Annotated in this window: 9 protein-coding genes and 2 pseudogenes; 6 read left to right on the top strand and 5 right to left on the bottom strand. The window is 69.5% G+C overall.

Annotated elements, in window-relative coordinates:
• Both ACWEJ6_RS52505 and ACWEJ6_RS52510 read left to right on the top strand, forming a co-directional pair.
• A pseudogene (locus ACWEJ6_RS52505) lies at positions 1-183 on the top strand (IS5-like element ISDge16 family transposase); the annotation flags it as partial.
• Positions 173-538 carry a hypothetical protein gene (locus ACWEJ6_RS52510; protein WP_452433168.1) on the top strand — a complete coding sequence of 122 codons (366 nt, stop codon included), beginning with the start codon at positions 173-175 and terminating at the stop codon, positions 536-538. The pseudogene ACWEJ6_RS52505 and the gene ACWEJ6_RS52510, both read left to right, overlap by 11 nt.
• A gap of 828 nt (positions 539-1,366) precedes the next feature.
• On the opposite strand, the pseudogene fxsT reads toward ACWEJ6_RS52510, so the two are convergent.
• The 4 genes and pseudogenes from fxsT to ACWEJ6_RS52530 form a co-directional block, all read right to left on the bottom strand.
• Positions 1,367-3,490: pseudogene (gene fxsT, locus ACWEJ6_RS52515) on the bottom strand (FxSxx-COOH system tetratricopeptide repeat protein); the annotation flags it as partial.
• 946 nt (positions 3,491-4,436) lie between these two features.
• Positions 4,437-4,907, bottom strand: coding sequence for an NUDIX hydrolase (locus tag ACWEJ6_RS52520; protein ID WP_452433170.1), 471 nt, complete (start codon positions 4,905-4,907; stop codon positions 4,437-4,439).
• A gap of 1,639 nt (positions 4,908-6,546) precedes the next feature.
• Positions 6,547-8,886, bottom strand: coding sequence for a hypothetical protein (locus ACWEJ6_RS52525; protein ID WP_452433172.1), 2,340 nt, complete (start codon positions 8,884-8,886; stop codon positions 6,547-6,549).
• A gap of 282 nt (positions 8,887-9,168) precedes the next feature.
• Positions 9,169-9,441 (bottom strand): Arc family DNA-binding protein, encoded by a 273-nt coding sequence (locus ACWEJ6_RS52530; RefSeq protein WP_452433173.1) that lies wholly within the window; start codon positions 9,439-9,441, stop codon positions 9,169-9,171.
• Positions 9,442-9,769: 328 nt separating this feature from the next.
• Between ACWEJ6_RS52530 and ACWEJ6_RS52535 the strand changes: the two genes are divergently transcribed.
• Both ACWEJ6_RS52535 and ACWEJ6_RS52540 read left to right on the top strand, forming a co-directional pair.
• Positions 9,770-9,994: a hypothetical protein gene (locus tag ACWEJ6_RS52535; protein WP_452433175.1), complete on the top strand. Its 225-nt coding sequence runs from the start codon at positions 9,770-9,772 to the stop codon at positions 9,992-9,994.
• 129 nt (positions 9,995-10,123) lie between these two features.
• Positions 10,124-10,702, top strand: coding sequence for a phosphotransferase family protein (locus ACWEJ6_RS52540; RefSeq protein WP_452433176.1), 579 nt, complete (start codon positions 10,124-10,126; stop codon positions 10,700-10,702).
• Positions 10,703-10,711: 9 nt separating this feature from the next.
• On the opposite strand, the gene ACWEJ6_RS52545 is transcribed toward ACWEJ6_RS52540, so the two are convergent.
• Positions 10,712-12,100 carry a hypothetical protein gene (locus tag ACWEJ6_RS52545; protein WP_452433178.1) on the bottom strand — a complete coding sequence of 463 codons (1,389 nt, stop codon included), beginning with the start codon at positions 12,098-12,100 and terminating at the stop codon, positions 10,712-10,714.
• Positions 12,101-12,281: 181 nt separating this feature from the next.
• Between ACWEJ6_RS52545 and ACWEJ6_RS52550 the strand changes: the two genes are divergently transcribed.
• A complete protein-coding gene (locus ACWEJ6_RS52550; protein WP_452433179.1) occupies positions 12,282-12,968 on the top strand; it encodes a hypothetical protein in 687 nt (228 codons plus the stop codon).
• Between the two features lie 319 nt (positions 12,969-13,287).
• Positions 13,288-13,976, top strand: a 689-nt coding sequence (locus ACWEJ6_RS52555) for an SAM-dependent methyltransferase (protein ID WP_452433181.1), incomplete at its 3' end; no start/stop codon positions are given.

Consider the following 13,976-nt stretch of genomic DNA (forward strand, 5'->3'; position numbering starts at 1 on the left):
TCGAAGGGAGGCCGCCCACCCGCCTTCGACCCCACGATCTACCGGCTGCGCCATGCCGTGGAATGCGGCATCAACCTGCTCAAAGGCAACCGCGGTATGGCGACCCGCTACGACAAACTCGCCGTACGCTACGAAGCCGTCGTCATCATCGCCGCGATCAACCAGTGGCTCAATGCCTTATGAAACACGGCCTAGTCGTCGGCGCCGGGCGGTCGTCGCCGAATTGATCGGCGCCGGCGCGTCGAGCAAGCGCGCGATGATCGCCGAACGTTGTCACTTCGGCGACCTACCTCTCACCGTCGTCACTCGCAGCCTCACCCCCGTCGGGGCCTACGGCACCCACAACGAGCCGGACTTCGTACGCCGATGGATGACAGTGTGGATGCCCCTTCAGCGGGATTTGGCAACCCTCTCCAACAACAGCCGGCACATCGTCACGACCAGAGCTGGTCACAACGTCCACCTGGACGAACCCGACGTCATCGTCGCCGTGATCAAGGAGATGTATAACGCTGCCGGCCAGAGCACGTCTCGCTGACGCGCGGCCACGCCGACGATCTTCCACCCGGGACAGCCCATCGCCAGGGCGTCTGCGATTCGCGATGCCCACTCGCCGGTTGATCCCGCCGATGGTCGCCGATCGGTCGCCTGAGCCGTCTACCGGCGGGCGAGCGTGAGGTGGAGGCCCGCTCGGCGACGGCGGGCGAGTCGTCCACGCGCGGCAGGCGCAGCGCATGGTGAGGGCGCGAATCCAAACGGCGGATGAGCGTTCGGCGAGCAGAATGACGATGATTCGCCCGCTGCGGCGGACGGGAGAAGCTGGTGAGCCGCTAGGGCGCCCGGCTGGCCGACCTGTGCTGGCGTGACCTGATGGTCAGGTCGCGAGCAGTCCACGTGGTGGTGCGGGCAGGCGAGACGGGCTGGCCCCCGCTGGCCGCTCTGCCTGTCCCCGCGCGCGATCACTGCCCGGTGGCGCATGAGAACGAGCCACCGGGGTCTCCTGGGCAACGCGCGGATCTGGCCGGCCCGGCCGCGTCGCGGAGGCCAGATGGCGTTCAACGAGCGTGCGCCGCGCTGGAGACACGAGCCGGGGTCGCCCTTGAGATAGCCGGCGCCACACCCACCCACGCCGCGCTGACGGCTCAGAGCGTCGCCAAGGCACTACTCCTGTATCGCTGATGTCTTCGAACCCCGAAGCCTGGATCGGGCTGGGACTGGCGGGAGATTCGCGGACGTCGCTTCAGGTGGCGCGCCCGCAACTGGTCCTGGCACTACGCTCCGCTCCGCCACGCCGTGACGTAGAGCCACCTGGGACTTGAGGAACTGGCCGAGTGGCTCGGCTCACGCGCCGTGGGCCGCGATCGCGTCAGATGCTGAGCAGGTCGATGTCGCAGTTGGCCCTGACGCCGTTCTCCATGTCGGCCGTGGCCGGGTGTTCCGCGCCGTGGACCTCGTGGAACAACCGCAGCGTCTTGCTTCGCGGTTCTTTGGCCTCGTTGGTCAGGCCGAGGCTCTGCATGTCCAGGCATAGGTTGGCCATGACGGCCAGGGTCGCGGGGTGCTTGTTCCCTCGCGCGCGGGTGCTGAGCTCCAGGACCCGCGTGTCGATGTGGTAGGCATCCTGGAAGCGGCCCATCGCGAAATGGTCGCTGGCCAGGTTGGTCCTGGCCAGCGACGTGCGGGGATGGTCGGGCTTCAGGACCGCGCTGAGCCCGTCGACGGCCGTGCTGTTCAGCTCGAACGCCTCGTCGAGCCGGTCGAGCAGCCGCAGCGTCACGGCGAGGTTCGTCTGGGTGGCGAACGTGTGGGGGTGCCGGGGGCCGAGCATCGCGCCGCATCGCTCCATCGTCTCCCTGCCGAGCTCCGCCGCCCCTGGCAGGTCGCCGGTCTGGCGCAGGTCGGTGGCATGGTTCAGGGCCGCCCTGACCGTGTCGAGTGACCTGTCTCCCCGCACCTGCCGCAGGAGTTCGAGCGCTTGGAGTGAGAGCTCGAACGCGCCTTGGTGGTCGCCCGTCTGGCGTCGTGTCACCGAGAGCTCGCGGGTGACCCAGATGGTCAGTGAGTGGTCTTCGCCTAGCAGCCGCACGGCCCGGTCACGCAGCTTCTCCTGTCCTTCCAGCGCAGCCCGCAAGCGGCCGAGCTCCCGCTGGTCGATGTGGAGGGAGTGCAGGCTGTTGAGCGTCTGCCGGTGATCGTCGCCGAGCACCTCGGCCAGCCGCTGGTGGGTGTCCTCGTCCAGCCGGTAGGCCTCCTCGAAGTCACCGGCCAGACGCAGGCTGACGGCGTAGTTGTGGGCCGCCTGCAGGGTGCTGGGGTCATCGGCGTCGAACTCGCGCAGCGTGGTCTCGTAGGCGGCCTGGTCGAGCTCGCGGGCCCGGTAGATGTCACCGCGCAGGCGCAGGAGGATCGCCAGCACGCTCAGCGCGCGTTGGGTGTTCTCGTTGCGCTCGCCCAGCACCCGGCGGCAGCGCTCGACCAGTTCCGACTGGAGCGTGTAGGCGTCGCTGTGGCGGCCTTGCCAGCGCAGCGCCTCGGCGCGCGCCTGATCCATTTCAATCACGTGCTCGTGGTCGCCGCCGAGCGCCCGTCGCCAGATCCGGGCGGCCTCCTCGGCGAGTTCGAGCGCCTCGGCGTAGTCGCCGCGGGCCAGCAGGAAGCGGGCCTCGTTGAGGACGAGCTGGCGGGCCCAGGGATCCCCACACTCCACCATGGTGGTGGCCCGCACGTGCGGTAGTAGCGCTGCGTACCGAGCCCATTCGCGCGGCCGCTGCGGGTTCCTGGGGTCGGCGTTGGCCAGGATCTCGTGGGCGCGGTGACGCGTCTCCGCGCGTTCCCGCGGGTTCATCTGTTCGATGAGCGCGCGCTGGACCAGGGGGTGTACCTGGATGGTGGAGTCGCGATGGTCGATGTGGGCCAGGGCGTAGCGGCCGATCTCGCGAACGGCCCGGGAGAGCTTGATCGGGTCGTCGAGCGCGGCCCGCAACGCCGGCGGAGCGCTGATCCCGCGGACCGCCGAGAAGAAGTCGCAGTCGATCGGCTCGGGCGCGAAGAACGCGCAGCACCGCAGCAGTTGCAGCGCCGCCGGATAGTCTTCCCGCAGCCGGTCGAGGGAGATATTACAGGCCGCCACCGCCGGCAGGTCGCGGTCCACTGGCGGGGCCGCCTCCAGCAGCTCGGCGCGTTTGATCTCGAAGAGTTCCAGATATTGGCGCGCGGACAGCCCCGTCTCGGCCAGCCACGCGGCGGCCTGTTCGACGGCGAGCGGAAGATCTCCCAGGGCCTCTGCCAAACTGTCGGCCGCCTCGTGCGGAATCCGCGGGCTGCGCCGCTTGATAAGCGAGATGCTCTCCGGTCGGGAGAAAACATCAACCTCAAGAGAGCTGGCCCTAGTAGACCATTGAGAGTTACGAGAGGTTACCATCACACGCCCAGGTCCGTCGTTGAGAAAGAATTTCCTAACCTCGCCCGGATTCCTGGCGCGGTCGGAGAGCGGAAGCCAGTTGGACTAAGGCCGCTCTACCCGCGAGGTCTCTAGCGCCGTAGGAACGGCACCGCGGGCGGCCCCCGCCCACGGCTCCATCTGGTCACCGAGCTCGATTAGGGACTGTAGCATCGAGTTAGTCTGTTCTGCGGCGATCCGTCAGATGGATGATACTTTTTGCTGTTTCTGTATACGTATCCGATGGAGATTCGGGGCGGCCACACCCGATATTACGCAGCGCCTCGGGCGGGGCCGGTGTGGTCGCCTCACTCGCGAGCCGGCGCCCTAATTCGTTGAGCGACTCTTCCGGCCGGTGAAGTCGCGATCGCGCGGAGGGAGATGTGAGCCAAGCCGCCGCGGGCCTTCGTGAAATGCTTCGTGATTGACTGGCGACGCAATCTCGGATAAACCAGACACAAGACCTCCCAAGGAAGGCAGAGGTAGGTCTTCACGATCGGACAAAGAAGAGCTAGGGCCAAGAGTATCTGAACTATCACCTATTGTCGCCATGGCGGGTTCGCCATTTATCCGGCGCCCGCTCCCCACGTACCGGCTCCTCGGCCAGAAGCGCGCGGGTGGGTGGCGCGGGCCACGCATAGGCCAAACAGCCCCGGCGGAGCCGTCCAGGGCGACCGGATGAAGGGCGGGGTCTCGCCCGATGGCGAGAGGACCGGGGAGTCCGCTCGCCACGCTACAGGGGCCGCCCCACTGGCGATCAACGCCTTCAGGCGCGGCCCCTTGGCGCCGTCGCCGCGGGGCGGCGCTTCCATGCCCGCGGCGGGGCCCGCGTGGGTGGCGACCTCAGGCTGATCTTGAGGAAGCGGCAGCGTTAACGCGGCGTTCCGGCGCCGCCGCCGCGCGGCCGAGAGTTCGAGATCAAGCCACCGCTGGCGAGAAACGCTGGCGCGAAGGAGAGAACGATACGCCTGTCGAAGTACGGGGACGTACGACCAGATCAGGCGTCCTTACGCGGACAGGCCGGCCAACCGTCGAGGCTGAAGGGGCGGCCGTGGCGGTAGGCGTCGATGCCGGCGCGGATATAGGTGACCAGGTCGCTGGGCGGGCTATCGAGGGGAAACCAATCGATCTTGTCGCATTTGCCGGGTTCGGCGTTAACGGGCTCCCCGGCCCAGCGGATGGCGGCGAAGAAGACGCCAACGCGAGCCTGGCCGTCGGGATCAGCGTGGTGACAAAGATGAGCGAAGGCCAGGTCGGCGGGGTCGATGACAATGCCGAGTTCTTCACGAGCCTCGCGGGCCGCGCCTTGGGGCAGGGATTCCCCCGCCTCCAGGCGGCCACCGGGCAGCGACCAGGAGCCGTCGGCGAAGCCGGTATTCGCGCGAAGCGACAACAACACGTCGCCGTCGTGAATGAGGATCAGGTGCGCCCCGACATGAGGGCGGAAGGTCTCGGCTGGTGGGACCATGGCCGTACTCCCCGCGGTGACGATGCGCTCGGTGCCCCCCGCGCGACGCTGAGGGTCAGATCACGCTATCGCAGTGCTCGGGGGAGCGAGGGGCGCTCCGCTATACCGCCACGGAGTGCCCGGGCCCTCAAGTGTGGGCCAGCGCCCTCTGTCCCTGGCTCTGCCCTGGCCCGTACACACGGACATGCGTAGGCGGCGTGATCGGGTTCCGTGGTGGTAGCGCCGCTCCTTCGCTCCGGGCACGCTCGACTCGGCCGGATCAGTCGCAGTCGCGGCCACAGCGGCGGCCGTGGCCCGGCCAGGCATGCCTCCGAGGCGACAGGCGCCTCCGCTCATCAGTCTCCAACGAGCTGATCGAGGCCTCACCGCCCGAGCGCCTACCGGCGTCCCGCCAGCCCTGGTCCGCGTACCACCGATCGCGAGCTTGGTGGCGATGCGGTCGCCGGCCTGGTCGTCGCGGGGATCGCGGCGCCGCGCGCGCCAGATCGCGGCCAGGTGGCCGGTGGTCACGCGCGGACGTGGGGCACAGCCTGACCGCTTCGGCGCGCGTGGAGAACATCTGGCGCCGGGGGCGGTCGCTGTGGCATCTCGCCTCCCGGAAGGTCTAGCCCGGCTCTGATCGTCCGAACATCGATGGTGAGCTGGCAGCCATCCTCCTGAAGCTGTAGTCCGCTCGCGGACAGCGAACGTGGCGTCGCGTTCCTCGTCCACCTCGCGGCGCCAGCCCTCGCCCGGCGGTCCAGCGCCCATGCGCCCGCGCGACCCGATGCCAAGGCGGAGCCGCGACATACTCAGGGGCACCCGTGAGACGTTCGCCCCGCGGACGTCCTCGCCGCCGGCCGCGCCTTCCACCACATAGCCGCCCGAGCTCGTCGGCGAACATCGCCACACGGCCTCAGCTCCCACGGCCAACGCCCGCGCTTCCCATCGGAGGGCGGCTCGAACGAAGGCGCCTCGCTCCGCCAGCCGGCCTCACTGATCGGCGCCGCGTTGCCGCTGAGCGTTGCCGCCACGCCTGGTAGCCGTTCCAGTCGTCCCAGTCCGCCTCGTGGCGGTCCTCGCCACAGGCCCACGGAATCCGGAGCGACAGCGGGGCGGCCGTGGCGTGGCTCTGGGGGATCCGAGCGCCGGGCAGCGAACGCGGCACCAGCGGAGGAACGCGGCCAGCCACGAGTCGTCCCGCACTTCGCGGCTCGATCGAGGTCGGTGTCCAGCCCTCGACCCGTCGCTCGCGCCACGCGCGCCGGGTCCTGCCAATCATCCAGCGGCGCCAAGATCCGGCATGAGATCACGGCGCCGCTGAGGGGCCTGACACCGATCCCACTGACCGCGGCACACGCCAGAGACGACCTCACCACCAGACACTAGAGCCACTCGGGCGTCGTGGAATCCATCCTTCGCCACCCCCGAGGGCCGTTCGGGGCCGCGGTTGGCGTTCAGGCGGGCCTGGCGAGAACCCAGCACACGGCAGCTGGCCGCGCGTTCGAGCGCCGCGCCCGGTTCACCCGTGACAGGGCTGGGCGGGGACCATGGCGACGACCAGCGACAGGCCAGGCGCTATCCCTGGCCGGAGCCGCGTGCCTGGACCTTCGGCGGCCTCGTCGCCTCTGGCGCCAAGCCGGGCTCCGGGCCGGCCAGGTCATCCAGCCAGCGCCCGAAACAGCTCAAGCTGCCCTGTCGGCTCTCGCTCAGGCCAGTCGGGGATCGTCTCCGGCCAAGCACGGCCGTCCCTCAGCGGTCGCGGCATCACCGGCTCCACCCTCTCAGCCATGCCCGCGTCGTCGTAGGCGTCCTCCAGCCCGTGATCAGCTGGCGCCGACGGCCACGGCGCGTCCCGCCCGTACGTCACGTCGACCGGCCTGGCGGTCGGCGATGACGGCTGTCGCCATGAGTCGATCAGCTCATGCCAGGCGCGTCGATGCTCCCGATACCGTCGCCGCCGGTCGGCCAGGGCGACATCCGCTCCCAGCTCCGCCGCCACCTCCGAGAGCGAGCGCCGGCCGCGTACCCAGCCGTGGCGTTCGCGCACCGCCAGCCCGTAGCCGCCCAGCAGGCGCAGCCCCTCGAGCGTGGCCGATCTCGACAGCGACGCCGCCCGGGCCACCTCACTCGAGCCTGTCTCCCAGGACGACAGCGCCTCGAATACCAGCGCGGCCACAGGGCCAAGTTCATGAAACGCCGGGTGCAAGACGTCGATATGCCCGCTTCGCCATCGAATCCAGCGGGCCTGCGCCCGATACGCGGCTGGCACGATGAGCCTGTATCGGTCGGCTTCCTTGCCTCGGCCAGGCTTCTCCAGCGTGATCAGCGGATCATCCTCCTGCCGCAGCAGGCGCAGGTGTCGGGCGATCGTCGTGTAGTCCAGGCCGACCAGCTCCGACAGCGACCTCACTCCGAAGGCGGGCGTTGACGAGCCGCTCATGCGGGCCGCGACGATCATGCCACGCAGCAGCAAGCGGATCGCCGGTGCCGCCCGCCCCCAACGGGCGGCACGCTCAGGATCTCGCTCCGCCACCCACACGCAGGTCCGCCAACGCAAGATCTCCTGCCAGCAGTCGAGCACACGATCGTCGGCCTCCTGGGGGGTGAGCCTCGTCGTCAGCCCCCACACGTTCAGGTTGTGCCGGCCGGCGACCGTGACGAACGAGCCTTCTTGCTGGGAGAGAGCGGTCGGCTCCATCGCGTCCCAGCCACCGGCGTCGCCCGGCGGCGGCGCTGGGCGGGCCGGGGGAGGGGCGGGGGTTGTGGAAGGGTTTCTCGGGCTTGTGTCGCAGTTGCGGGCATGTCGATGAAAGGCCGTGCCGACGACGGCTTTCCACCAGTCCCAGCGCAACCGGCGCGCCCGCCGGGCGACGCCGCGAGATCCCAGCAGCCGCTCCAGCCCGGGCCATTGGCCCGCGCGCATCTTGGAGACCAGGTCGCGGTGGCGCAGGCCGGCCGCGGCGATCGAGTTGAGCAGTCCGAGGCGGCACTCCGAAGCCGAGGGGCTGCCCAGGCGCTCCCAATCACCGCGACGGGCCAGCGCCTCCATGGCCGGAGACAGGGGACGGGGTCCTCGGGGGCGGGGCAGCCACGGGTGGCCGTCGTCATCGAGCGGCACGCCGACTTCGCGGTCGCATCGCGGGCAGGTGCGGCCACTGGTGCCAGGTGTGCCGGGCATATCGGTGGCGTCGCCATGGCCGGCCGCGCCACCGCGGGTGGCAGAGCTGCCGAGCGCGGTGAGCGCGGTGAGCTCCGCGGTGAGCTCCTGATGGACTCGTGCCCACACGCTGGGCCCGCAGGGACGGCGCAAGATCCGCTCGGCCTCGTCGACGGGCATGGTCAGCAGCATGTAGCCGGTGATCTCGCCGGCCACGGTCTTGTGCAGCGCGCCCGGGGGCCGGATCTGTCCCGACAGGCACATCGGCTTGATGTCCAAGGTGGTGAAGCGCAGCTGGAGCGCCCGCGTCAGCAGGCCCAAGTCACCTCGTGGCATCAGTCGTTGCCAGCGCACCCACACGTGGCGGCCGCCGCTGGGGGAGCGCACGGTGACAGCTCGGCCGCCACACCGTTCGATGAGCGCGACAAGCGCGACCGCCTCACGCGCGACCAGCGCGACCGCCTCTCGCCGGGGAAGGCCCTGGCTGAGAGCGGCCGAGACGTCGAAGTCCGCCGCGAGCACGCGGCTCTCGCCTTCGTCGGTGTACAAGGCGATCGTGGACGGCGTGGAGGGCTGCCGGGGCCGACGCGCGGTCAGCGGACGCGAATGCCTGCCATCAGGAAAGGATTTACCTCCGTCGGGCGACAACCGAACGCGTAGTCCTTGGGCGAGCAAAGGCACGATTCGCGCGTATGTCTCGACCGCGAGCGCGTGGTCCGACACGGCTTCGACCAGGCCTTCGTGCCCGTTGTGAGGAATACGGGCCGCGTGGGCGGGTATGAAGTTGTCCGAACTGGCGCAGCCGGAATTGCCCAAATGCGACACGCCGATCGCGGGCACAGGTGGCGGCGCCAGGGGGCCATCGTCTATCGTGGCTCCTAGCTTCTGGACACCGGCACGACGAAGGCGCCAGGGTCACGGGGCCTGTGAACGAGCAAAGCGCTCGTGAAACGGGACCTCAGGACCGGCAACGCTCAAGCCGGGCCGGAATGTCTCTCGGGTCCTAGAGCCGCAACCGCCAAGTAGTTGCTCTAGGGCCCGCATCATTTTCCGCGGGTTTCGCACCGCTGCCCTTACATCAGGGCACTCCTTCCGATCTTTCGATCTTCGCCAGCCGAAGAATCACGCGGCGACCGCGCTCGTCTGGCTCGGGGGTGCGGTCTCGTCCATGGTGAACGGCAAGGGCTCCTGCGATGAGGCAGGCGGCGGCGCCGTCAGGTCGTAGCCCTCGAACCGGGCCGCCATGCGCACGAGATACTCGTTCATCGACATTCCATGCGCCTTGGCGCGATCGGCGACCAGATCGCGCAGGTCGTCCGGCAGGCGCAGGGGAAACGACCTCTTCCCCAGGGCAACGCCCAGCTTGGGCTCGGGTCCACGTCTGCTTCCGCTCATGGTCGCCAGTTATATCGAATCCCTGAATCACTAATCCAGCATTCTCGCGGCGCGGCGTGGAACATTCTCCAAGCGTCACCCGAGCCTCGTCCGTCACACCCGCCTCAGCTGGCCGCTCGTGGCCCGTCCAGGTAGGCCGCGAGCGCGTCACATCGGCGCGGGTGCGCGACCGGCTGGCCGCGCACGGTCCTCGACTCGCCGGCCCCACCTGGACCATGGGTAGCGTCAGCGGGCCCGTCATACTCCGTGCGAGCCTGCCCGCTCCCGGCGACGGATCTGTTCGTATCCTGGACGGGATGACCACCGCTGGCCCGCCTAGCCTCCTGTCGTGACGGCCGACGGCGCGGCCACGTCGTTCACCGCGGCCGCCGCCCTTGGCGCCCGCCGGCTCGCCTGTGAGCGGACAGGGCTGAACGGGTCGGGCGCCTGGCCGCTGGGCCCCGTCGGTGATAACGCCGTCTTTCGGTTGCCGTTCGAGCGCGTGGTCGCCCGGGTGACGTGGGGCATGGACGCGCTGCCCATCCTCCAGCGGGAACTCCAGGTGGCGGCGTAGCTCGCCGAGCACGGCCTGCCGGCGATCCGGCCATCGACCGTGATCGCCGTCCAACCGGGGATGTCGCACGGCCGGCCGATCACCTTCTGGGAGGAGATCCTCAGTCCGGGGCAGGGACGACCGGCCGGCATGGGTGCGCTGCCGCGGCACCCGCACGCGCTTCCCAACCCACCCGGCGGGACGCTTCCCGCGTTCGACCCGTTCGACCCGTTCGACCCGTTCGAACGGCGGAAGGCTCACATCGGCCAGGCGACCGGCCTCCACGAGCGCGACCGGCGTCTCCCGCGGGAACTCGTGGAGCGGTCGCGGACCGCGTACGCCCGTTTGCCCTTCGCGGGCGCGCCGCGCGCCATCCATGGCGACCCACACAGGAAGAACCTCATCCGAGCCCGCGGCCACGGCACCGTCACGCTGGACCTCGAACGGTTCTCCATCGGCCCCGTCGAGTGGGACCTGGTCGTCGTCGCGAACTACCACCTCGTGGGCTGGTACACCGCCAAGGAGTACGCCTCCTTCGCGCACGCCTATGGCGTCGACGTCATGCGGTGGGAGGGGTTGGCCGAGCTGGCCCGCCCGCGGCGGCCGCGGATGACGACCTGGCTTGCCAGCCGCACCGGCCGCGAGCCGCACCTGATCCCTGAAGTTCATCTTCGCATCTCCACCTCGCGCGATCTGAGCACCGCCAGGGCATGGACCCCAGGAACGTGACCCGAGCCGTCAGCCCGCGCACCGTCGCAGTAGGTCATGCCACTGGCCGCGGAAATCGGTCACGGCCTTGGTCTTGTTCTCGTACGGCGTCAAACGGTGGTTGAACCGGGTGACGTAGGCACGTACTCGCGCTGACTTGATCCGGCTGGCGCGGTCGAGCACGGCGCCGGCGACCTGGCAGGCTTGCTCCACATCCCGTTGGAGTGGCTTGCCATCCAGGTGGGCGCCGGCGAGCGTCAGCTGCGCGAACACCCGGGAGCGGGGGAAGCGGTCGGTGGATTCGCGCAGCGCCAGCTGAGCGAATTCGATGGCGTCGGTCTTGTCACCCAAGGCGGCGAAGGTGTGGGCGAACTCGTCGTGGAGTTCGGCTCGGTCGAAGTAGGCGATCCAGGCCGGCTCGGCGTCGGGCCGGCCCATGTCATGGAGGCGCTCGGCTTCCCGCAGCGCGGCGACGGCGTTGCGCCGGTCGCCGATACTGGCCAGCGCGCGGGCCTCCATCGCGCAGAACATGGCCTGCACGGTGGGGGTGGCGGCGCCCTGCGCGCCGAGCTTGGCCGCGCGGGCGAAGGCGACCGCGTCGGCGTACTCGCCGAGGAAGTTGGCCTGGTGGCTGAGCAGAGCCCACACTTTGCCGGCCAGGGGACGATCACCGGCGACGTGCGCCAGGTTCAAGGCCTGGATGAAGTAACGGCGCGCCAACCCATGCAGGCCTGAGTCGTAGGCCATGGCGCCGACCTTGTACGTCATCACGGCGGAGGCGGCGAACAGCTCCCGTCCCACCGCCGCGACGTACTGGCCGTGCAGCAGCTCGCCGACCTCGCCATGCAGGTACTGCACGGCCGTCTGACGGCGGTACTCGCCTCCGAAACGGTGGTCGAGGTCATCGAACATGTGCGTGGTCAAGCGCACCCGTTCCACATCGGCCTCGGCGACCTTGCGGGCGCGTCCGCTGCGCCGCGGCGGCTTGGCGGGTGCCGCGATCAACCACAGCCCCATCGAAGACAGGAGAGTCTTGGCCGGGACGTCGTTCAAGCGCAGCAGCCGCTCGCGCGTCAGATCCGCCTCCCACAGCTTCCGGGCCGTGCGCAAGATCGTCTGCGGGGTGGTGGCGAAGTCCAGGCCGAACCCGGGAGGCAGGTGCGCCGTGCTGGTGGGCATGCCGATGTCGTCCAAGGTGACGACCCGCCCGAGTTCACGGCCTAACACCGACGCGATGAGGTGCGGCGTCTCTCCTCGCGGACGCATGCCCTCCAGCCAGCGAGCGACGTACACGTGCGTGTACGAGCCCGGCAGGCCACGCGACACCGCGAGGTCGCGCAGTCTCCCGGCGAGCCTCTTATTGGACATGCCGGCCTCGGCCATCAGGCTGGCCAACTCCCTATTCGCGGCCGCGTCCATACCGTGTTCCTCCGCGACGTACCCGGCTTCGATCCTTCACAGAGCGTAAGAGGGTGAGGCGGAAGACTAAAGAACGTACCGAAAACAAAACAGGCGAAGTGAACCCCTTTTGAACCCTCGCGGAGAAGTGAACCCAATTTGAACACTGTCGCGGCCCTGATCTTCGAGGTTTAGTAGAGGCATGGACAGCCGCTCGCCGAAAGGCAGGGCGCGGCCGACGGCGCCGACACCGCTGATGACCGCGCTACTCTACGCCTCATGGGGATGGCCGATCATGGCCGGCACCCACATCACCGCGAGCGGCTGCTCGTGCGGGGACGAGCTGTGCGGCGCGCCGGGCCGCCATCCCGACGGACAGCAGCGTCCCAGCGTAGATCCGGACGCGCTACGCGCCAGGTGGACCATCAACCCTGGCGCGAGCGTGCTCGCGCGGGTCGGCGTCGCCTTCGACACCATGTCCCTGTCCGAGGCCGAGGGCTTGCGCCTGCTGCGCGCCTGGGATCAGGCCAAGATGCCGCCAGGGGCGCCGATGCTGCTCGGTGACGATGACCTTCTCGTCTTCACCCAACCCGAACCGTTGGATCCGCTGGATCCGCCGGTGGAGGTGTGGCTCCCCCTGCCGGCACTCGGTGTGCCTTCATGGGCGCGACCGAGCACCATGTGGGCGGTGCCCGCCACTTCGGTCAACGTCGCGACGCTGCCAACAGCGGAAGAGGTGCGCCGTATTCTCAACGGCGGCAGACCCTCCGCCTGGCGGCAGGGGAACGAACTTCGGTCCTCATGGCATCCACCCAACACACGCCCGACGGCCTGCCATGGCGCCGGAAACGATATGGCGACGTCCGGGCCGGAGCGAGAGATCGGATGACAAGCCGCGTCTTTCGCATGGTGGCCCGCCTGGTGAGCCACCCGCGCCGCACCGCCCCTGGCCCGGCGCGCGTCCCGCGGGCGGTCCTCGGGTCAGCCGGCGGACCGGCCGCTCGCGCCGCCGGGGTCACGATGATCGCATTCGCGGACCGCGACGGGGTCCCCTCGCGCTCGTCCTGGCTGGTCGCCAGCCCGAGGCCTTCGACGGCGAAGGCCGCGGCCCTCCCGCCGTTCGCCGTCACGCTCCCGCGCGTGCGGGCCCCTGGTCGCGCCCGCCGCCCACCCCCCGCCGCTGCGCGGCGCCGATGACAGCGAGCATCATGTGGCCGCCTCTCGTCCTGCCAGAGCTGGATTCCTCCAGACCGAACGCCGCGCGCGTCTACGATTGCCTCCTTGGCGGCAAGGATCACTACGCCGTGGACGCCGAAGCGGCGGCGGTGATGGAGAAGGCCGCGCCTGGAACGCGCGCGGCCGCCCTGGCCAACCGGCAGTTCCTCATCCGGGCGCTCACCTGGGCCGCCGAACGCGGCCATAGCCAATTCCTAGAGCTCGGCACCGGAATTCCCACTCATCTCAACGTGCACGAAGTCGCGCAGGCGGCGCGTCCCAGTGCCCGGGTCGTGTACGTCGACCACGACGACGTCGTCGTTACTCACGCGCGCGCGCTTTTGGCACGACTTCAGACCCATGTCGGCGTCGTCCAGGGAGATCTAAGGGACCTTCAGCCCGTCCTGGAGGACGCCGCCCGCTGGCTCGACTTCGGTCAGCCTGTCGTGGCGAGCGTCGTCGGGGTCTTGCACTGGGTCTCAGAGGAGGACAACCCGGCCGGCGTCGTGGCCGGCCTGGCCCGGAACCTGGCGCCCGGCAGCGTGCTCATCATGTCGCACGCCTGCTCAGACAGGATGGAGGCGGCCGCCGTCGCGATGCTCGGACGCACTCTGGCCCGCGAGCTGCACCGCTTGACCATCGGCAATGTCGCACTGGTACGCCAGCTCGTGGCCAAGGAAGA

This window comes from Nonomuraea sp. NPDC004702, assembly GCF_053601695.1.